Source organism: Thauera phenylacetica B4P (assembly GCF_000310225.1).
Lineage (GTDB): Bacteria > Pseudomonadota > Gammaproteobacteria > Burkholderiales > Rhodocyclaceae > Thauera > Thauera phenylacetica.
Genome location: NZ_AMXF01000065.1, coordinates 1 through 19,850 on the forward strand (window position 1 = coordinate 1; position 19,850 = coordinate 19,850).

Below are 19,850 nucleotides of genomic sequence, written 5' to 3' on the forward strand. Positions count from 1 at the left end.
CGTCGGGCATGTGGATGCGCTTGCGGCCGGCCTCCACCGCCGTCAGCGGCACGGTCTCTTCCATCGTGGCGAGGCTGCGGCGGGTGAGGTCCTGGTAGGTCGCGGTGCCGGAGCTCTTCCAGCGGATCTCCTCGTCGGAGAGCGGGCGGATCGCCTTGGCCGGCATGCCGGCCACGAGCATGCGCGGCGGGATCTCGACGCCCGCCTTGACGAAGGCGGCTGCGGCGACGATCGAGGACTCGCCGATCACCGCGTTATCCATGATCACCGCGTTCATGCCGACCAGGGCGTTGCGTCCCACCCTGCAGCCATGCAGGACGGCACCGTGGCCGATGTGCCCGTCCTCCTCGACTACCGTGTCGGTGCCGGGAAAGCCATGCATCACGCAGGTGTCCTGCAGGTTCGAGCCGCGCTCCAGGATGAGGCGCCCGAAGTCTCCGCGCAGGCACGCGCACGGCCCCACGTAGCAGTCCGGGCCGACGATGACGTCGCCGATCAGCACCGCCGAGGGATGCACATAGGCGGTCGGATCCACCACCGGCACGATGCCGTCGATCGCATAGACTTTCAGCTGCTTCATCCGTGTTCTCCTTCGCTCGGACTTATGTTACATATAAAGAAACAAATTCTTCAATAAGTAAATTTTAAGGAGGGCGCTTCGATGAGCGACGAGATCGACGGCAAGCATGGCGTGCAGTCCCTCGAGGTAGGCATGAGCATCCTGCGCGCGATGGTCACCGGCAAGCGCGCGATGATGCTCAAGGACATCGCCCAGGCGGCCGACATGCCGCCCTCGAAGGCTCATCGCTACCTGGTCAGCCTGATCCGCAGCGGGCTCGTCGAGCAGGATCGGCTCACCTCGCGCTACGACCTCGGCCCCTTCGCCCTCAACCTCGGCCTGGTCGCCCTCGACCGCGTCGACCGCATCCGTCTCGGCCTGAATGCGATCGGCGAGCTGCGCGACCTCACCAACGAGACGGTCGCGCTGGCGGTATGGAACGATGGCGGGCCAGTGATCGTTCGCTGGGAGCGCCCCCGCCGCCCGATCACCGTCAACGTGCTGACCGGCACCAGCCTCAGCCTGCTGAGCTCGGCCGCCGGGCGTGTCTTCGCCGCGTGGCTGCCCGAACCGCAGACGGAAGCGCTGCTGCGCGCGGAGATCGAGTCCGGCCGGGTGCCCGCGGGCATCGCCACCCTCGAGGACGCGCGCCGCCTGCTCGCCGACGTTCGTGCGCAGGGGCTGGCGGTGATCTCAAGCGGCTATTTCGCCCGCGGCGTGGAGGCAGCGGCGGCCCCGGTGTTCAACTTCAAGAACGAGATCAACATGAGCATCGCGCTCGTGGGCGTGCAAGGCTCGCTGGATCTCCGTCCGCAGAGCCCCGTGCTGCTCGCGCTGAAGAATGCCTGCGATGCACTGTCGCTGCGGCTCGGAGCCACCGCGATCCCGGGTGTCGAGGCGGGCGGCCACCCGGCCTGAGGCGGGGGCGCGGCGGGGAGAGGACGCAGCGGAGGGGTGTGCCCTTGGAATCGATACAAAGTTTTTGCTTGACTGGGTCTTTTGTATCAATTCTAATAAACGGAACCTATTCTGTATTTCAGAATAAATGCCGTTGGAGCCCCACATCCCCGACACGTCGGGCCCTGCGCACCGGTCATCCGCACAACCCCTGGAGGAGACACCATGAAGTTGCACAACACCCTGCTGGCCGCCCTCGGCCTTGCCCTTGCCGCCACGGCCGCCCATGCCGAGATCAAGGTCGGCGTCGTGCTCTCGGCCACCGGCCCCGCGGCTTCGCTGGGGATCCCGGAGAAGAACACGATCGCGCTGCTGCCCACCACGATCGGCGGTGAGAAGGTGAGCTACATCGTGCTCGACGACGCCTCCGACACCACCACGGCGGTCAAGAACGCCCGCAAGCTGACCGTCGAGGACCGCGTCGACGTGATCATCGGCTCCACCACCAGCCCGGCCTCGCTGGCCATGGTCGACGTCGCCGCCGAGACGAAGACGCCGATGATCTCGATGGCCGCTTCGGCGCGCATCGTGGCGCCGATGGACGACAAGAAGCGCTGGGTCTTCAAGACCCCGCAGAACGACCAGCAGATGGCGTCGGCGATCATCGAGCACATGGGCGCCAACAACGTCAGGAAGGTCTCCTTCATCGGCTTCGCCAACGCCTACGGCGAGGGCTGGTACGAGCAGTTCAGGAAGCTGGCCGAAGCCAAGGGCATCGAGGTCGCCGCGAGCGAGCGCTTTAACCCCACCGACACCTCGGTGACCGGGCAGGCGCTCAAGCTGATGTCGGTGAAGCCGGACGCGGTGTTCATCGCCGGCTCGGGCACGCCCTCGGCGCTGCCGCAGAAGACGCTGCGCGAGCGCGGCTACAAGGGCCCGATCTACCAGACCCACGGCGTGGCCAACAACGACTTCCTGCGCATCTGCGGCAAGGACTGCGAAGGCACGCTGCTGCCGGTCGGCCCGGTGCAGATGGCGCGCAGCCTGCCGGACAGCCATCCGGTCAAGGCGAGCGCACTGGCCTACGTCGAGAAGTACGAGGCCGCCAACGGCGCGGGCTCGGTGTCGAGCTTCGGCGCCTATGCGTGGGACGCGGGCGTGCTGCTGCAGGCGGCGGTGCCCAATGCGCTCAAGGCGGCCAAGCCGGGTACGGCCGAGTTCCGCAGCGCGCTGCGCGACGCGCTCGAGGGCGTCAAGGAAGCCGCCGGTGCCACCGGCATCTACTCGATGAGCGCCGAGGATCACCTCGGCCTGGACGACCGCTCGCGCGTGATGATCGAGATCCGCAACGGCACCTGGTCGCTGCTCAAGTAAGCGTCTCCTTCCGCGGCGGGGCGCCTCGCGTCCCGCCGCGCGTCTGTCCGGGGTTCCCGGTACATCGAATCAATCACGGTGGCCCGCAAGGCGCTGCCGAGAGGAGGCATTCCCATGGATATGGCAATTGCATTGATTCTGTCCCAGGACGGCATCACCAACGGTGCGATCTACGCGCTGCTGGCGCTGGCACTGGTGCTGGTGTTCGCGGTCACGCGGGTGATCTTCATCCAGCAGGGCGAGTTCGTGGCCTACGGGGCGCTGACGCTGGCGATGATGCAGTCGGGCGTGCTGCCCGCCACGGTGTGGATGCTGGTGGTGATGGGGGCGCTGGTCACGGTGCTCGACGGCGGGCTTGCGCTCAAGGCCGGACAGGGCCGGCGGGCCGCGAGCGTCGCGGGCTGGAACCTGGGCTATCCGCTGGCGCTCGCCGCGGCGGTGGGCGGGCTGGCGGTCAACGAGCTGCCGCTTGCGGTGCAGGTGCTGCTGACGCTGGCGATCGTGGTACCGATGGGGCCGATGATGTACCGCCTGATGTATCAGCCGATCGCCTCGGCGCCGGTGCTGGTGCTGCTGATCGTCTCGGTGGCGCTGCACATCGCGATGGTGGGCCTGGGGCTGCTGTTCTTCGGTGCCGAAGGCCAGCGTACGCCGGCGTTCAGCGAATTCAGCCTCGAGCTCGGCCCGCTGATGGTCTCCGCGCAGACGCTGTGGGTGTTGATGGTGTCGGTGCTGCTGATCGTGGCGCTGTACCAGTTCTTCGAACGCACGCTCTACGGCAAGGCGCTGCGCGCGACCGCGATCAACCGCGTGGGCGCGCAGCTCATGGGCATCTCGCCCACGCTCGCCGGCAAGCTGACCTTCTTCCTCGCCGCCTTCATCGGCGCGCTCTCGGGTGTGCTGATCGCCCCGATCACCACGATCTACTACGACACCGGCTTCCTGATCGGCTTGAAGGGTTTCGTGGCCGCGATCATCGGCGGCCTGGCGAGCTATCCGCTGGCCGCGATGGGTGCGATCGCCGTAGGCCTGCTCGAATCCTTCGCGTCGTTCTGGGCCAGCGCCTACAAGGAAGTCATCGTGTTCACCCTGATCATTCCCGTGCTGCTGTGGCGCTCGCTGTGTAGCCACCACGTGGAGGAAGAAGAATGAGAGCCGACCGTCTCGTCCTGGGGGCCTTTCTCGCCCTGCTGCTGCTGGTGCCGGCGATCCTGTCGCCGTATTACGTGACGCTGTTGAACTACATCGGCCTGTACGCGATGGTCGCGCTCGGCCTGGTGCTGCTGACCGGCGTGGGCGGGCTGACCAGTTTCGGCCAGGCCGCCTTCGTGGGCCTGGGCGCCTACACCACCGCGGCGCTCACCACCGCCACCGACCTGCCCGGATGGCTCGCCTGGGCGGGCACCTCGCCCTGGCTCACCCTCGTGGTCGGCCTGCTGCTGACCGCGGTGGTCGCGATGCTGATCGGCTCGCTCACGCTGAAGCTCTCGGGCCACTTCCTGCCCCTGGGCACGATCGCGTGGGGCATCAGCCTGTACTTCCTCTTCGGCACGATGGAGAGCCTGGGCGGGCACACCGGCATCAGCGGCATCCCGGCGATCGGGCTGCTGGGCTGGACGCTGGACGAGGGCGGCGAGATCTACTACCTGATCTGGGCCTTCCTGCTCGTGGCCATGCTCACCACCCACAACCTGCTCGACTCGCGCGAGGGCCGCGCCATCCGCGCGCTCAAGGGCGGCCGCATCATGGCCGAGGCGATGGGCGTGGACACCTCGCGCTCGCGCATGGTGATCTTCGTGATCGCGGCCCTGCTGGCGTGCGCCTCGGGCTGGCTGTATGCGCACATGCAGCGCTTCGTGAACCCGACCCCGTTCGGCGTGCACATCGGCATCGAGTACCTCTTCATGGCGGTGGTCGGCGGCGCCGGCTACGTGTGGGGGGCGATCGTGGGTGCGGGCGTCATCACCGTGCTCAAGCAGTGGCTGCAGAACTGGCTGCCCAGCCTGCTCGGCGCCACGGGCAACTTCGAGACCATCGTGTTCGGCCTGCTGATGGTGCTGGTGCTGCACCGCGCCCGCGAGGGCCTGTGGCCGATCCTCAAGAAGCTGGTGCCGGTGCGCGCGGTCCGCAAGACGATCGACGCCGACGCCGAGCCGCTGCCGCGGCGCACGCTGCCCAAGGCGGGCGAGCTGATCCTCGAGGCCAAGGACGTCACGCGCAAGTTCGGCGGCCTGGTCGCCAACAACAACATGAGCCTGGAGGTGCGCGCCGGCGAGATCCTCGCCCTCATCGGCCCCAACGGCGCGGGCAAGAGCACGATGTTCAACCAGATCTCCGGCGTCGACACCCCGACCTCGGGCGAGGTGCTGTTCCTCGGCAAGCCGGTGGCCGGCCACGACTCGCGCGAGATCGCCCGCATGGGCATGAGCCGCACCTTCCAGCACGTGAAGCTGCTGCCGACCATGAGCGTGCTCGAGAACGTGGCGATCGGCGCGCACCTGCGCAGCGACAAGGGCGTGCTGAGCTCGGCCTGGCGCCTGGATCGCGCGGAAGAGGCGCGCATCCTCAAGGAGGCCGCCCGCCAGATCGAGCGCGTGGGCCTGGCCGAGCACATGTACGAGGAGGCCGGCAGCCTCGCCCTGGGCCAGCAGCGCATCCTCGAGATCGCGCGCGCGCTGTGCGCCGACCCCTGCCTGCTGCTGCTCGACGAGCCCGCGGCCGGACTGCGCTTCAAGGAGAAGGAGGCGCTCGGCGAGCTCTTGAAGAAGCTGCGCGCCGAGGGCATGGCCACGCTGATCGTGGAGCACGACATGGACTTCGTGATGAGCCTGGTCGATCGCGTGGTGGTGATGGAGTTCGGCCAGAAGATCGCCGAGGGCCTGCCCGACGAGGTCCAGCAGAACCCGGCGGTGCTCGAGGCCTACCTGGGCGGTGTGGAATGAGCGGGGAGAATGCGATGACAAAGCAGATGCAAGGCGGCGCCGCGCCCTCGAACGCGGGCGCGAAGAATCCGGTGCTGGAGGTCAAGGACCTGTGCGTGTCCTACGGCAAGGTCGAGGCGCTCACCGACGCCAGCCTCACCGTGGGCGAGGGCCAGATCGTCACCGTGATCGGCCCCAACGGCGCGGGCAAGACGACGATGCTGTCGGCGATCATGGGCGTGCTCGGCTCGCGCGGCCAGGTCGCCTTCGACGGCAGCGTGGAAGGCGTGCCCGAGGTCGAGCGCATGGTCGCGCGCGGCATGACGCTGGTGCCCGAGAAGCGCGAGCTCTTCGGCGAGATGAGCGTCGAGGACAACCTCGTGCTGGGCGCCTTCCAGCGCTACCGCATGGGCAAGCGCGACCACGCGCAGACGCTGGAAGAAGTCTATGCGCTGTTCCCGCGCCTCAAGGAGCGCCGCGACCAGCACGCCGGCACGATGTCGGGCGGCGAGCGCCAGATGCTGGCGGTGGGCCGCGCGCTGATGGCCAAGCCCAAGCTGCTGATGCTCGACGAGCCCAGCCTGGGGCTGGCGCCGCTGATCGTGCGCGAGATCTTCCGCATCATCGGCGAGCTGCGCCGGCGCGGGGTGTCGATCCTGCTCGTCGAACAGAACGCACGCGCCGCGCTGCAGGTGGCCGACTACGCCTACGTGCTCGAGACCGGCCAGATCGCCATGCAGGGCCCGGCGCACGAGCTCGCGGACGATCCGCGCGTGATCGAGGCCTACCTCGGGCTCGGCGGCAAGCACCAGGCGATGCTGTCGACCTGAGCCACGAGCCCTTCTGCTCCTCACGGAAAAGGACAAGACCATGGACGCGATGCGCATCCTGATGGACGAACACCAGTCGCTGGCCGCGATCATCCACGCCATCCGGCACATGATCGGCGAGATCGAGGCCGGCCGCCTGCAACCGGACCACAAGCTGCTCGAGGCGATGGTGCATTACCTCGACGCCTACCCCGAGAAGCGTCACCACCCCAAGGAGGACGCCTTCCTCTTCGGGCCGCTGCGCGCGCGCACGCACGACGCGGACGCCGCGCTCGACCGCCTCGAGGCCGAGCACGCCCAGGCCGACGCCCGCATCGCGGTGCTCAAGGCTGCGGTCAAGGGCTACGCGCACGACCCCGTCGGCGGCTTCGAGGCCTTCAAGGCCGCCTTCAACGACTACGCCGCCTTCTACCGCAACCACATGATGACCGAGGAGCGCGAGGTGCTGCCGCAGATCCGCAAGCACTTCACCGCCGAGGACTGGGCGCACGCCAACGCCGGCTTCGTCGCCGACGACCCGCTCAGCGGCACGCGCGCCACCGCCCGCGCCGGCGAGGAAGACTTCGCGCAGATCTTCTCCAGGCTCGTCGCCGCCGCACCCGCGCCGATCGGCCTCGGCGCGGGGCCGTACAAGGGCTGAACGCGCGCGCCCGCGCTCCACGCCGGCGCCCGGCCGGGCTAGAATCCGTCATCGATTCCAGTCCGCCGGGTCGCCCCGTGCGTGTCCGGCCCCAACAGCGGTGAATGCGTGAGCGCCGAAAACAGCAGTTCCAGTTCCGAAACCTCCTCTCCCTCCGCCGCGGTTCCACGCGTGGATGACGCCACGGCCCAGTTCGTGGCCTGGGTGCGCGGCGCCGCGCCCTACATCCACGCCTTCCGCGGCCGCACCTTCGTCGTCGGCTTCGGCGGCGAGGTCGCCGCCGGCAAGCGCGCGCAGAGCCTCGCCTACGACTGCAACCTGCTCGCCGCGCTCGGCATCCGCCTGGTGCTGGTGCATGGCGCGCGTCCGCAGATCGACGCCGAGCAGGCGCGTCGCGGGCTGGAGCCGCGCTTCCACCATGGCCTGCGGGTGACCGATCCCGAGGCGCTGGAGTGCGTCAAGTCGGCGATGGCGGTGACCCGCTTCGAGGTCGAGGCGCTGCTCTCGCAGGGCCTGCCCAACACGCCGATGGCGGGCAGCTACATCCGCGTCACCGGGGGCAACTTCATCACCGCGCGGCCGGTCGGCGTGGTCGATGGCGTCGATTACCAATACACCGGCGCGGTGCGCAAGATCATCGCCGAGGAGATCAACGCCGACCTCGACCAGCAGAACGTGGTGCTGATCACCCCGCTCGGCGTCTCGCCCGCGGGCGAGATCTTCAACCTCGCGATGGAGGAGGTGGCCGAGGCGGTGGCGGTGGCGCTCAAGGCCGAGAAGCTGATCTACCTGTGCGACGCCCCCGGGCTGCTCGGCGAGGACGGCCAGCTGGTCGAGTCGGTCACCGCCGACGAGGCGCAGAGCAAGCTCGAGACCGGCGAGGGCCTCACCGAGGACCTGCACCTGTTCCTGCCGTGCGCGATCCGCGCGGTGCGCAAGGGCGTGGCGCGCTGCCACCTCATCGACCACGACCTCGACGGCGGCCTGCTGCTCGAGTTCTTCACGCACGCGGGCGTGGGCACGGTGGTGTCGCGCGACCCGCTGTTCCGCCTGCGCGAGGCCACGGTCGAGGACGTCGCCGCCCTGGTGGCGCTGATCTCGCCCATGGAGGCCGACGGCACCCTGGTGCGGCGCGGGCGCGAGCTGCTCGAGCAGGAGATCGAGCGCTTCACCGTGGTCGAACACGACGGCGTGCTGGTGGGCTGCGCGGCGCTGTACCCGTTCAGTGAGGACAACGCCGCCGAGCTTGCCTGCCTGGCGGTGACGCCCGAGTATCGCCGCGCCGGCCTCGGCGACCAGCTCCTCAAGCGCATCGAGCGGCGCGCGCGCGTGCAGCGCCTCGAGCGCCTGTTCGTGCTCACCACCCGCACCGCGCACTGGTTTCGCGAGCGTGGCTTCAGCGAGATCGGCCCCGAGGCGCTGCCGCGGCAGAAGCGCGAGCTGTACAACTTCCAGCGTCGCTCCAAGGTGTTCGTCAAGCCGCTATGAGCGCCTGCCCGGCACCCGGCACTCGGGAAGACGTCGAGCTGCTCGCCGAGATCGCGCTCGGCGTGCGCAGCGTCGAGGCCGTCTTCCTGCCCGGGCTCGCGTTGCGCTGGATCAGCCCCTCGATCGAGGCGCTCACCGGCTTCAGTGCGGCGGAATGTGTCGCCGCAGCCGATGCCTTCGAGCTGCTGGTGCTCGAGGACGACCGCGTGTTCTGCCGGCGGATGGCGCAGCGGGTCGAGGCGGAGGGGGTTGCGCAGGCCTTCGAGCTGCGCCTCTGCGCACGCGACGGCCACGCCGTGTGGGTGCAGACCCACTTGCGCCCGCGCGCCGGTGGCGGGCTGCGCCTGTCGGCGGAGCATATCCAGGCACGCAAGGCGACCGAGTTCACCCTGCTCGAGACGGTGGCGGAGCTGCGCCGCCAGGAGGCGCTGCGCGAGCTCTACCTCGTGCGCAGCAACGACGAGCGCCAGCGCCTGGCCGCGCTGCTCAACCTGATCCGGCTCGGCATCCTGTTCATCGACCAGGACCGCCGCGTGCTCTACCATAACCGCGCGATGCTCGAGATCTGGGGCTACCCCCCCGAGACCGTGCTGGTCGGCTGCCGCGACGCTGTGCTCAAGGAGCGGGCGCCGGTCGTGCTGGCCGATCCGGCGGCTTATCTTGCGCACATCGCGAGTACCGTGCGCGGCAAGCAGTCGATCAGCGAGGAATACGAGTTCCACTTCGCCGACGGACGCATCGTCACCGATCGCTCGGCGGTGGTCGCCGGCGAGGAAGCCGGGCGGCGCATCGGCCGGCTCTGGATCTACGAGGACGTGACCCTGGCACGCCGGACCTCGATGCAGCTGGTGGAACTGGCCGAGCGTGACGAGCTGACCGGACTCTACAACCGCCGTCGTTTCCATGAGGAACTCGGCCGCATGCTTGCCGACGCCGAGCGTCGCGGCGGCCGGCTCGGCCTGCTCGCCTTCGATCTGGATGGTTTCAAGCCGATCAACGACTCTTTCGGCCACCAGGCGGGCGACGAGGTGCTGGTGCGCCTGGCGATCGAGCTCGGACGCACCGTGCGCCGCAACGAGACCCTGTTCCGCATCGGTGGCGACGAGTTCGCCTTGCTGGTGCCCGAGGGCAGCGCCGACGGCCTGCGCGAGCTCGCCCACCGCCTGGTCGAGACGGTGGGCGCGATGCGCTTCGTCTTCGAGGGGCGCGAGGCCGGGGTGACCGCCAGTGTGGGGATCGCACGCTTTCCCGACAACGCGCGCGAGGGCGAGGCCCTGGTCGCCGCCGCGGACGAGGCGCTCTATCGCGCCAAATCCGCCGGGCGCAATCGTGCGGAGGTGTCCGGGAGGCGAGGCGACGAATCGGCTAGAATGCCGTCCTCGAACCCCGATGAACCCGCAAGCAGAGAGGATTGAACATGGCTCGCATGGTGAACTGCGTGAAACTCGGTCGCGAGGCCGAAGGCCTGGATTTGCCACCGGTGCCCGGTGCGCTCGGCAAGCGCATCTTCGAGAATGTCTCGAAGGAAGCCTGGCATCAGTGGGTCAAGTACCAGACCATGCTGATCAACGAGAACCGCCTGAACCTGATGGACGCGCGCGCGCGCAAGTACCTCGCCGAGCAGATGGAGAAGCACTTCTTCGAGGGCGGCGCCGACCAGGTGGCCGGCTACGTGCCGCCGCAGCCCTGACTCGATGATGCACCACATGGAAAAGGGGACCCGAGGGGTCCCCTTTTCCATGCAGCGCCTGACGCCTGACGCCTGACGCCTGACGCCTGACGCCTGACGCCTGACGCCTGACGCCTCAGCCCTTGCCGAGCTTCGCCTGCGTGTTCTCGAAGCGCACGTCCTCGCCGCGCGCCACGAACACCACGTGCTCGGCGATGTTCATCGCGTGGTCGCCGACACGCTCGATCGCCTTGGCGATGAAGAGCATCTCGAGGCAGCTCGAGATCGTGCGCGGGTCTTCCATCATGTAGGTGATGAGCTGGCGCATCACGCCCTTGAAGCCGGCGTCGATCTCCGCGTCCTTGCGGCGCAGGTCCTCGATGCCTTCCGGATTCACGCGGGCGAAGGCGTCCAGCGAAGCGCGCAGCAGCTCGAGTGCGAGCTCCACCGCCTGCGTGAGGCCCACGCGCGGCACGAAGGGGGTCTCGGCGCCGTGCAGGCGGCGCGCGGCTTTGGCGATCTTCTTCGCCTCGTCGCCGATGCGCTCGAGGTCGGAGGCGATCTTGATCACCGCCAGCACCAGGCGCAGGTCGCCCGCGGCCGGCTGGCGCTTGGCGATGATGTGGCTGCAGGCGTCGTCGAGCTCGATCTGCGCGAGGTTGATCGGCTTGTCGCCCTCGACCACGGTATCGAGCAGGTCGATCTGGCCGCTGCGCAGGCCCTCGATCGCCTTGACCACCTGTGCCTCCGCCAGGCCCCCCATGTTGAGGATGCGACGGCGGATTTCTTCGAGTTCGATGTCGTACTGCCTGAGAGTGTGTTCGGTCATGTTCGCCACGATCCAGTCCGGGAAGCGCGCAGGCTAACAGGCGATTGTTAAGGTTTTGTTGCCTGCAACACGGCTGCCATGCGCGCAGCTCAGCGTGCGTCCATCCGCTGCACGCCGCCGGGCGCCGCGAGCAGCAGCACGTCGGCGCCGCGCACGGCGAAGAGCCCGTTGGTGACCACGCCGACGATCTGGTTGATGTGCGTCTCGGTGGCGACCGGGTCGGTGATCGACAGCCCATGCACGTCGAGGATCAGGTTGCCGTTGTCGGTGACGAAGCCCTCGCGCAGCCTGGGCTCGCCGCCGAGCGCGCGCAGCGCGCGCGTGACGTGGCTGCGCGCCATCGGGATCACCTCGACCGGCAGCGGGAAGCGGCCGAGCACCTCGACCTTCTTGCTGGCGTCGCAGATGCACACGAAACGCTCGGACACCGCCGCGACGATCTTCTCGCGCGTGAGCGCGCCGCCACCGCCCTTGATCATCGCGAAGCCGCCGTCGATCTCGTCGGCGCCGTCCACATACACCGGCAGCGACTCGATGCCGTTGAGGTCGAAGACTTCGATGCCGTGCGCGCGCAGGCGCTGCGTGCTCGCCTCGGAGCTGGAGACCGCGCCGCGGATGCGATCGCGCATGCCGGCGAGCGCGTCGATGAAGTGGTTGACGGTGGAGCCGGTGCCGACGCCGACGATGCTGCCTTCGACCACGTGGTCGAGGGCGGCGTGGGCGGCGGCTTTCTTGAGTTCGTCCTGGGTCATGTTTGCGCGCGAGGAGAGGAGGTGGGGAAGGTGGGAGGGGTGGGAAAGAGCAGCAGGCCGCTCAGACGATGCCGTGGAAGGGTTGCACGAGCACGGTGTCGCCCTCCTGCACCGCGCTGCAGTCGGCCGGCAGCACGACGAAGCAGTCGGCCTCGGACATCGAGCTCAGCACGCCGGAGCCCTGGGCGCCGGCGGGCGCGACCGCGAGCCCGTCGCCACCGCGCTGCAGGCGACCGCGCAGGTATTCGACGCGCCCGGGCTGCTTGCGCATCGAGAAGGCCGCGCGCACCGGGAAGCGCTCGGGCGCGGGCAGCGGCGCGACGCCCATGAGCTGGAGCAGGGCGTCCTGCACGAACTGGTAGAAGGTGACCATCACCGCCACCGGGTTTCCGGGCAGGCCGAACAGCACCGCGTCGCCAATGCGGCCGAAGGCCATCGGCCGCCCGGGCTTGATCGCGAGCTTCCAGAACGCCACCTCGCCCATGCGGTTCATCATCTCGCGGATGAAGTCGGCCTCGCCGACCGACACGCCGCCGCTGGTGATGATGACGTCGGCGGCCTGCGAGGCCTCGCGGAAGGCCTCCTCGAGCGCCTCCGGGCGGTCGGGCACGACGCCGAGGTCGAGCAGCTCGCAGCCCAGCCGGGTGAGCACGCCGTGCAGGGTGTAGCGGTTGCTGTCGTAGACCTCGCCGGGGCCGAGCGGGCGGCCGATCGAGGCGATCTCGTCGCCGGTGGACATCACCGCCACGCGCAGGCGGCGGCGCACGCACACCTCGGCGATGCCGAGCGAGGCGATCAGGCCGAGCTCGGCGGGGCCGCAGCGCTTGCCGGCGGGGATCGCCACCCCGCCCTCGGCGAGGTCCTCGCCGGCGTGGCGCAGGTTCTGGCCTTTCTTTTGCCCGGCGGGGATGAACACGCGCTCGTGCTCGCGGCGGGCCACTTCCTGCACGACGATGGTGTCGGCGCCCTGCGGGATGGTGGCGCCGGTCATGATGCGCACGGCCTGGCCGGCGCCCACCATGCCGGAGAAGGGGCGGCCGGCGAAGGCGGTGCCGACCACCGCGAGCGCGCTCTCGCCGGCGCTGGTGAGGTCGGCCGCGCGCACGGCGTAGCCGTCCATCGCGGAGTTGTCGTGCGCGGGCACGTTGCACGGCGCGATCACGTCCTCGGCGAGCACGCGGCCGAGCGCGGCGCGCACCGCCACGCGCTCGCGCCCGGCGATCGGGGCGAGGGCGCCGAGGATCGCCGCGCGCGCGGCGTCTACGGCGAGGAAGCTGCGGTCGTCGCCGCCTGCGGGATTGGGGTTCATGCTTCGGGTTTGTCCTCGATGGGCGACCGCGCTGCGAGCCTTGGCGCGCTCACAGCGCGCCGTAGGAGTGCAGGCCGGTCAGGAACATGTTCACGCCGACGAAGGCGAAGGTGGTGACCAGGAGGCCCACCACCGCCCACCACGCCAGCACCGCGCCGCGCAGGCCCTTGGTCAGGCGCATGTGCAGCCAGGTCGCGTAATTGAGCCACACGATCAGCGCCCAGGTCTCCTTCGGGTCCCACTGCCAGTAGGTGCCCCAGGCCTCGGCCGCCCACAGCGCGCCGAGGATGGTGGCGATGGTGAAGAAGGCGAAGCCGATCGCGATCGCCTTGTACATCACGTCCTCGAGCACGCGCAAGGTCGGCAGGCGGGTGGCGAGGATGCCGCGCTCGGCGAGCAGGTAGGCGGTGCCGACCATGGCCGACACCGCGAAGGCGCCGTAGCCGATGAAGTTGGTCGGCACGTGCACCTTCATCCAGTAGGACTGCAGGGCCGGGATCAGCGGCTGGATCTCGTGCGCGTCGCGGGTGAAGGTGTACCAGAGCAGGAAGGCGACCGCGGCCGAGATCACGATCATCACGAAGGCGCCCATGCGGCGGGTGGCGTAGCGGCCCTCGTAATAGAGGTAGAGCAGCGCCGTCATCAGCGCGAACAGCACGAAGACCTCGTACAGGTTGCTGATCGGGATGTGGCCGATCTCGGGGCCGAGCAGGTAGGACTCGTACCAGCGCACGAAGAGGCCGGTGGTGCCCATGGTCGCGGCGATCCAGGTCAGCGCAGAGCCGGTGCGCTCGCCGAAGTCGCTGCGCCCGACGAGGCCCAGCCAGTAGGCGCCGGTGGCGATGAAGATGAGCGCGCTCATCCACATGATCGCGGTCTGGCTGGAGATCAGGTACTTGAGCAGGAAGGTCTGCTCTGCACGCGCGAGCTCGCCCTGGTAGAGCGCGATGCTCGCCAGCGCCAGCAGCGCCACTGCGGCGAGGAAGGCGCGGAAGGGCTTCCAGTGCCAGCCGATCACGGCGAGCACCGGCACGTGCAGCACCAGGATGAGGTCGTCGTAGACGTCCATCACCGGGTGGTAGCGGACGAGCGCGAAGGCCGCGCCCAGCACCAGCGCGAGCGCGTACAGCCAGTCGAAGGCGTCGAGCCGGCGCATCAGCGGCGTGCGCGGCGGGAGCGCGGCGGGGAGCACGCCGGGAAGGGGATGGGCGGGAGCCGGGCCGGTGGGCGTGGGCGAGGGGGCGGGAGCGGGGCGGGCGATTTCCATCAGGCACCTTCTCGGAGGTCGGATGCGGGCACGGGGGCGCCGAGCACGGCGGCGAGGCCTTCGACGTGCTGGCGGAAGGTCTCGTCGACGTCGAGCGCCCTGCGGTTGGAAGACATCGCGACCAGCGCCTCGTTCGGCTTCACCAGCACGAAGAGGCGGCGTTCGCGGATGTAGAGCATCGCGAACACGCCCAGCACCAGCAGCAGCGCGCCCAGGTAGACGAGCGGCAGGCCCGGCGAGCGCGTCGCCTGCAGCACCGTGGCGTGGCGCTCCTCGAAGCCGTCGAGCTGCAGCCAGGCGGGGGCGCCGTAGAAGTGGCTGTCGGAGATCGCCGCGATGCTGTCGTTGAGGAAGGTGGCGCGCGCCGGGTTCAGCTCCGGCGCGGGCTCGCCGGCGCTCTCGCGGTGCAGGGCCCAGGCCTCGAAGGCGAGTCCCTGCAGGATGCGCACCAGCACGTCGGCGGCCTGGCCGCGCTCGGCCTCGGGCACGGACTGCTCGATGAAGCCGCCGAGCGTCTCGTAGCCCTTCTCGGCGAACAGGCCGAGCGTCTGCCGCGCCGACTGCACCAGGGCCGCGCGCATCGCGTCCTGGCCGCGGCCGGCGGGGAAGCTGCGCGCGGCGAAGCGGCCGACCAGGGTGTCGCGCTGCGCGGGGTCGAGCAGGCGGTCCCGGATCGCGAACCAGGCGTCGACGCGGCCGTCCTCGTCCAGGGGGATGCGCATGTAGCGGAAGGCGTCGGCCTGCGCGTCGCGCAGGCCGGTGTACAGGAACCAGCGTCCGTCCTGCTCGATCGGCAGCATGTAGTTGTGGAACTCGCGCGCCTGCCCGGCGGCGTCGCGCAGCTTGAAGGTGAAGCTGGGGCCGATGTTGCGCAGGTCGCGCACCTCGGAGCCCTTGGCGCCGCTGCCGAGGTGGCGCTGCAGCTTGTCCATGCCGCGCGCGGCGGCCTCGCCTTCTTCGCCCTCGGCGGCTCGGGTGCCGCTCATGTCCTCGACGTTGAAGGCCTTGAAGTCGGTGAATTCGAGGGTGTAGGCAAAGCCCGCGGCGGCATCGCCGAAGGCCAGGCTCTCGCCCACCACGCCCTCGATCTCGCGCAGCACGCCGGGGCGCCCCGGCAGCAGGCTGCGCGCCCGGATCGCCAGCTTCGAGCCGCCATCCTCGAAGCTCGACTGGTAGAGCGTGATGCCGTCGACGGTGAGCGGGTGGTTGACCTCGATGGTGTGCCGGGTGGTCTCGCCGCTCGAGCGGTCGGTGACCCGGATGTCGCTGGCGAAGCGTTTCGGCATGCCGTTCTCGTAGTGCTCGATGTGGAACTTGTCGAGCGCGACGTTGAAGGGCAGCTCCTGCAGCAGGATGCCGTCGCCGAGCCCGAGCACCGCGAAGCTGGTGGTGCGACCCTCGGGGATGAAGACGTCCCCGCGAAAGCTCGGGTTGCCGGTGCCGAGGCGGGCCGACTCGGGGATGTCGGCGATGAGCTGGTTTCCGGCGGTGGTGTGCTTGTCGCCCAGCCACACCTGCAGGCGCAGCGGCAGGTTGCCGTCGAGCAGGCCGCCGACGCAGATCAGCACGATCGCGCCGTGGGCAAGGAAGTAGCCGATGCGACCGGCGCTGCCCTGGCGGGCGGCGAGCAGGGTGCCTTCGCCGTTGTCGGCCACCCGGCTGGCGAAGCCCGCGTGCGCGAGGTAGGCCTGCGCGCGCGCGACCGCGTCGGCTTCGGGGACCGCGGGGACGAGGCTGGCGCGGTGGGCGAAGCTGCGCAGCGAGGCCTCGCGCGCGCGCTCGCGGAAGCTGCGCATCTCGCGCAGCATCGGCGCGGTCTGGCGCACGATGCACAGCGTGGTCGACAGCACCAGGAAGGCGAGGATGACGAGGAACCAGCCGGCGTTATACACCGAGTACAGGCCGAGCTTTTCGAACACCGGGAACCAGAACGGGCCGAACTGGTTGAGATAGGCGTTGAAGGGTTCGTTCTGGCGAACGACCGTTCCCACCACCGAGGCGATCGACAGGATCGTCAGCAGGGCGATGGCAAAACGCATCGAGCTGAGCAGCTCGAAGAGGGCGCGCGCGATGCCGCTATGCATCCGGACCTCGGTGAAAAACGGACGCCTGCGCCGCAGGCCATGCGGCGCGACGCGCGACGCGGGCGATCGAGCCGCGCCTTGCGGGCGGCGGGCGCGATTCGCGCCGGAAAACGGAAACGATCCCGCGCCCGTGAGTGCGGGCGCGCGAGACTTGCCGCGGCGAGGCGTCCCGCCGGCCCACGGGGCCGGACGGCAGACGGATCAGCGCAGGCCGGTCGCGTAGTCGGCGACGGCCTTGATCTCCGGATCCGTCATCTTGATCGCGATCATGCGCATCATGCTGTTCGGGTCGTTCACACGCACGCCGTCGCGGAAGGCCTTCATCTGCGCCTCGGTGTACTCGGCGAACTGGCCCGACAGGCGCGGATACTGCGCGGGCATGCCGGCGCCGGCGGGGCCGTGGCAGGCTGCACAGGCGGGGACGCCCTTGGCGGCGATGCCGGAGCGCCAGATCTTCTGGCCGAGCTCGACGGTGTCGAGGCTCTTGGCCGGCTCGGGCTGCAGCGTGTTGGCGGCGAAGTACTTGGCGAGGCCGCGCATGTCGGCTTCCTCGAGGCCGGCGACCATCGCGCCCATGATCGCGTTTTCACGCACCGGAGGGTTGCCGTTCCAGCCCTTGAACTCGCGCAGTTGCTTGAAGAGGTAGTCCTCGTGCTGGCCGGCGATCTTCGGGTTGGCCGGGAGCTGGCTGTTGCCATCGGTGCTGTGACAGGCCGCGCAGACCGTCTCGGCGGTCTGCTTGGCCTTTTCGAGGTCCGGGGCCTGGTCCTGGGCCTGAAGGCCGCCGGCGACCAGCAGAAGCGACGAGAGCAGCAGGGAACGCTTGATCATGATGTCCTCGGAAAGCCGTGAGTGATTGTTTCAAACGAGGTATTCTAATACACGAACGCCTGATTGCGCGATGCGATGAGGTCTGTTCGCCGCGCAAGGCGCGGTTTTCAGTGATCTTCCGCCATGCCTCTGTTCCGCAACGCAACATTCGAAATCTCGATCGCCAAGCCTTCGGGCCTGCCACCGCCCTCGGGCGCGGAGGTCGCCTTCGCCGGGCGCTCCAACGCCGGCAAGTCGAGCGCGATCAATACCCTGGCCGGCCACGTGCGTCTCGCCTACGTGTCGAAGACGCCCGGGCGCACCCAGCTGATCAACTTCTTCCGCCTCAACAACGGCGCCTTGCTCGTCGACCTGCCCGGCTACGGCTACGCCGCGGTGCCCGAGAAGATTCGCCGCCAGTGGTCCGGGCTGATCGAGACCTACCTGCGCACCCGCGAGAGCCTGATCGGACTCGTGCTGATCATGGACAGCCGTCATCCGCTCACGCCTCTCGACCGCAACATGATCGATTGGTTCGCGCCCTCGGGCCGGCCCATGCACGTGCTCCTCACCAAGAGCGACAAGCTCTCGCGCGGCGCCGCCGCGGCGACCCTGCAGGAGGTGCGGCGCGCGCTCGAGCCGCTCGGGCCGCAGGTTACCGTGCAGCTGTTCTCCAGTCTTAAGAAGATCGGAGTGGAGGAGGTCGAGCGCGTGATCGGTGGCTGGCTGGTGCCGCCCGGCACGACGTCCGAGGACACGGCCGGCACGCCGGCCGCCGCCGGCGATGCGTCGGCGGCCGAAAAAACAAAAGCCCCCGACCAGGGGACGTAGTCGGGGGCAAAAATGCCTCACCAGGCGTGAGGCACCCGCTCAGGGAGGTGAAGCGGGAGATGGCCGGCCTGGGGGCACGGCGCCATCTGCCTGTTAAGATGACTCCCTCACCCGAAAGTTCCGCAAGCCGCGCGCGGGGTTTCTCCGCCGCGCGCCGGCGTGCGCGACGGGTTCGCGCGCGCGTGGCGGCTGGCGCTCGCCGGCGCACGTTCCCGGCGTGCGTCCCCGCCCTGCGTTCCAACACGACCTGCAAGAGACCGAGATGCGACCTACTGGAGCCTTTCCCTCGACCCGCATGCGCCGCATGCGCCGCGACGAATTTTCCCGCCGCCTGATGCGCGAGCACGTGCTCACCGCCAACGACCTGATCTATCCGGTGTTCGTGCTCGACGGCGCCGACCGCAGCGAGGTCGTGCCCTCGATGCCTGGCGTCGAGCGCGTGAGCATCGACCGGCTGCTGCGCGTGGCCGAGGAGGCGGTACGCCTGGGCGTGCCGGCGCTGGCGCTGTTCCCGGTGATCGACCTCGCCGGCAAGACGCCCGGCGCGGAGGAGGCCTGGAACCCCGAGGGCTTGGTGCCGTGCACCGTGCAGGCGCTCAAGGCGAACTTCCCCGAGCTGGGCGTGATCACCGACGTGGCCCTCGACCCCTACACCAGCCACGGCCAGGACGGCCTCATCGACCCCGCCGATCCGCGCGGCTACGTGATGAACGACGAGACCCTGGAGGCGCTCGCGAGGCAGGCCCTGTGCCATGCGCAGGCGGGCGCCGACGTGGTCGCGCCCTCCGACATGATGGACGGCCGCATCGGCCGCATCCGCGCCGAGCTGGACGGCGCCGGCCACATCCACACCCGCATCCTGGCCTACTCGGCCAAGTATGCGTCGAGCTTCTACGGCCCCTTCCGCGATGCGGTGGGCTCGGCCGGCAACCTCGGCAAGGGCAACAAGCACACCTACCAGATGGACCCGGGCAACAGCGACGAGGCCCTCCGCGAGGTCGAGCTCGACATCGCCGAAGGCGCCGACATGTTCATGGTCAAGCCCGGCATGCCTTACCTGGACATCGTGCGCCGCGTGAAGCAGGAGCTGCAGGTGCCCACCTACGCCTACCAGGTGAGCGGCGAGTACGCGATGCTCAAGGCCGCCGCCGCCAACGGCTGGCTGGACGAGAAGGCGTGCGCGCTGGAGGCGCTGCTGTCCTTCAAGCGCGCCGGCGCCGACGGCATCCTGACCTATTTCGCGCTCGACGCGGCGCGCTGGCTGAAGGCCGGCGCGTGACGACCGCGCGGGTGGCGGCCGCGCAGCCGGCCCTGCGGCCGCTGCGTGCGGACGACCTGCCCGCCGTGCTGGCGATCCAGCGTGCGGCCTACGGCGATGGCTACCAGGAGTCGGCCGCGGTGCTCGCGCGCAAGCTCGAGCTCGCGCCGCAGGCGTGCTGGCTCGCGCAGTCGGATGGTGCGGCGGTGGGCTACGTGTTCGCCCATCCCTGGGACGCCGCCGGCGCGCCGCCCCTGCATGCGCCGCTGCAGGCCCTGCCGGCGCGCGCCGCGCATGGCTTCGTGCATGACCTCGCGGTGGCGCCGGGCGCG

The 19,850-nt window shown here is 69.5% G+C and carries 19 protein-coding genes; 12 read left to right on the top strand and 7 right to left on the bottom strand.

What is annotated here, in order from left to right:
- Window positions 1-580: phenylacetic acid degradation protein PaaY (locus tag C667_RS10360; RefSeq protein ID WP_004362473.1), on the bottom strand; the 580-nt coding region annotated here is incomplete at its 3' end.
- Between the two features lie 81 nt (window positions 581-661).
- Between C667_RS10360 and C667_RS10365 the strand changes: the two genes are divergently transcribed.
- The 9 genes from C667_RS10365 to C667_RS10405 all read left to right on the top strand — a co-directional run bounded on the left by C667_RS10365 (window position 662) and on the right by C667_RS10405 (window position 10,399).
- The gene (locus tag C667_RS10365) at window positions 662-1,477 is read left to right on the top strand and encodes an IclR family transcriptional regulator (RefSeq protein ID WP_004362475.1); all 816 of its coding nucleotides are present in this window, start codon (window positions 662-664) and stop codon (window positions 1,475-1,477) included.
- Between the two features lie 204 nt (window positions 1,478-1,681).
- Window positions 1,682-2,830: an ABC transporter substrate-binding protein gene (locus C667_RS10370; RefSeq protein ID WP_004362477.1), complete on the top strand. Its 1,149-nt coding sequence runs from the start codon at window positions 1,682-1,684 to the stop codon at window positions 2,828-2,830.
- Between the two features lie 114 nt (window positions 2,831-2,944).
- Complete coding sequence (locus C667_RS10375) at window positions 2,945-3,982, top strand: branched-chain amino acid ABC transporter permease (RefSeq protein WP_004362479.1); 1,038 nt, start codon at window positions 2,945-2,947, stop codon at window positions 3,980-3,982.
- Complete coding sequence (locus tag C667_RS10380) at window positions 3,979-5,772, top strand: branched-chain amino acid ABC transporter ATP-binding protein/permease (RefSeq protein WP_004362482.1); 1,794 nt, start codon at window positions 3,979-3,981, stop codon at window positions 5,770-5,772. The genes C667_RS10375 and C667_RS10380 overlap by 4 nt, the downstream gene beginning before the upstream one ends.
- A gap of 14 nt (window positions 5,773-5,786) precedes the next feature.
- Complete coding sequence (locus tag C667_RS10385; RefSeq protein WP_004362484.1) at window positions 5,787-6,581, top strand: ABC transporter ATP-binding protein; 795 nt, start codon at window positions 5,787-5,789, stop codon at window positions 6,579-6,581.
- 40 nt (window positions 6,582-6,621) lie between these two features.
- Window positions 6,622-7,221, top strand: a complete 600-nt coding sequence (locus tag C667_RS10390; protein WP_004362485.1) for a hemerythrin domain-containing protein — start codon at window positions 6,622-6,624, stop codon at window positions 7,219-7,221.
- Between the two features lie 171 nt (window positions 7,222-7,392).
- Window positions 7,393-8,709 carry an amino-acid N-acetyltransferase gene (gene argA, locus C667_RS10395; protein WP_004362487.1) on the top strand — a complete coding sequence of 439 codons (1,317 nt, stop codon included), beginning with the start codon at window positions 7,393-7,395 and terminating at the stop codon, window positions 8,707-8,709.
- Window positions 8,706-10,124 (top strand): diguanylate cyclase domain-containing protein, encoded by a 1,419-nt coding sequence (locus C667_RS10400; protein ID WP_004362488.1) that lies wholly within the window; start codon window positions 8,706-8,708, stop codon window positions 10,122-10,124. The genes argA and C667_RS10400 overlap by 4 nt, the downstream gene beginning before the upstream one ends.
- Window positions 10,125-10,126: 2 nt before the next feature.
- Window positions 10,127-10,399, top strand: coding sequence for an oxidative damage protection protein (locus tag C667_RS10405; protein WP_004362490.1), 273 nt, complete (start codon window positions 10,127-10,129; stop codon window positions 10,397-10,399).
- 115 nt (window positions 10,400-10,514) lie between these two features.
- Here C667_RS10405 and phoU read toward each other — a convergent pair whose 3' ends face one another.
- The 6 genes from phoU to C667_RS10435 form a co-directional block, all read right to left on the bottom strand.
- A complete protein-coding gene (gene phoU / locus C667_RS10410; RefSeq protein ID WP_004362492.1) occupies window positions 10,515-11,207 on the bottom strand; it encodes a phosphate signaling complex protein PhoU in 693 nt (230 codons plus the stop codon).
- Between the two features lie 89 nt (window positions 11,208-11,296).
- Window positions 11,297-11,959, bottom strand: a complete 663-nt coding sequence (gene rpiA / locus C667_RS10415) for a ribose-5-phosphate isomerase RpiA (RefSeq protein ID WP_004362494.1) — start codon at window positions 11,957-11,959, stop codon at window positions 11,297-11,299.
- 61 nt (window positions 11,960-12,020) lie between these two features.
- Window positions 12,021-13,268 carry a molybdopterin molybdotransferase MoeA gene (gene moeA, locus C667_RS10420; RefSeq protein WP_004362496.1) on the bottom strand — a complete coding sequence of 416 codons (1,248 nt, stop codon included), beginning with the start codon at window positions 13,266-13,268 and terminating at the stop codon, window positions 12,021-12,023.
- A 49-nt stretch (window positions 13,269-13,317) separates the two neighbouring features.
- Window positions 13,318-14,535 (bottom strand): c-type cytochrome biogenesis protein CcsB, encoded by a 1,218-nt coding sequence (gene ccsB / locus C667_RS10425; RefSeq protein ID WP_004362498.1) that lies wholly within the window; start codon window positions 14,533-14,535, stop codon window positions 13,318-13,320.
- Window positions 14,535-16,619, bottom strand: a complete 2,085-nt coding sequence (locus C667_RS10430) for a cytochrome c biogenesis protein ResB (protein WP_004362499.1) — start codon at window positions 16,617-16,619, stop codon at window positions 14,535-14,537. The genes ccsB and C667_RS10430 overlap by 1 nt, the downstream gene beginning before the upstream one ends.
- A 201-nt stretch (window positions 16,620-16,820) precedes the next feature.
- Window positions 16,821-17,450: a c-type cytochrome gene (locus tag C667_RS10435; RefSeq protein ID WP_004362501.1), complete on the bottom strand. Its 630-nt coding sequence runs from the start codon at window positions 17,448-17,450 to the stop codon at window positions 16,821-16,823.
- A gap of 123 nt (window positions 17,451-17,573) precedes the next feature.
- Here C667_RS10435 and yihA point away from each other — a divergent pair, with 123 nt between their 5' ends.
- The 3 genes from yihA to C667_RS10450 form a co-directional block, all read left to right on the top strand.
- Window positions 17,574-18,260 (top strand): ribosome biogenesis GTP-binding protein YihA/YsxC, encoded by a 687-nt coding sequence (gene yihA / locus C667_RS10440; protein ID WP_004362503.1) that lies wholly within the window; start codon window positions 17,574-17,576, stop codon window positions 18,258-18,260.
- 262 nt (window positions 18,261-18,522) lie between these two features.
- Entirely contained in the window at window positions 18,523-19,539 is a 1,017-nt protein-coding gene (hemB, locus tag C667_RS10445; protein ID WP_004362505.1) for a porphobilinogen synthase, read from the top strand.
- A partial coding sequence (locus tag C667_RS10450) for a GNAT family N-acetyltransferase (protein ID WP_004362507.1) occupies window positions 19,536-19,850 on the top strand: 315 nt, incomplete at its 3' end. The genes hemB and C667_RS10450, both read left to right, overlap by 4 nt.